The organism is Oleiphilus sp. HI0086 (genome assembly GCF_001635225.1).
The window spans coordinates 1-372 of sequence record NZ_LWFZ01000278.1; the positions used below are offsets into that span (position 1 = coordinate 1).

The 372-nt window shown below is 44.4% G+C and carries 1 protein-coding gene; it reads left to right on the forward strand.

The features are described 5' to 3' along the window. Positions 1 to 167: 167 nt before the first annotated feature. The coding region (locus A3756_RS03565) for a GNA1162 family protein (RefSeq protein WP_197481143.1) at positions 168 to 372 on the forward strand (205 nt) is incomplete at its 3' end.

Sequence of the window (372 nt, forward strand, 5' to 3'; positions counted from 1 at the left end):
ATGGTTCACGCTCAAGCCGGAAACCCTGGCCTGGCAAAAAGCGCTTTGCTACAAGAAAAAGCACTGTACCCTGAATCTAGCGTATTTGTTGACGGCATTCTGACTCGCTCCAACATGCAAGACACCGCCTTGGAAGCATCTAACAGCCATCATAAGGAGAAAACAAAATGAAGGGATTCAAGTTCTTAGTTATTTCAATACTTGCTTTTGGAGTTTTATCCGGTTGTGCCGTTAAAGGTTATGACTACACGGCCCTTAAGCAAAGCAAACCGACCTCTATTCTGGTAATTCCACCCAATAATAGCTCTGTCGAAGTTAATGCACCCTATACGCTTATTTCCTCGATATCTGAGCCCTTGGCAGAAAAAGGCT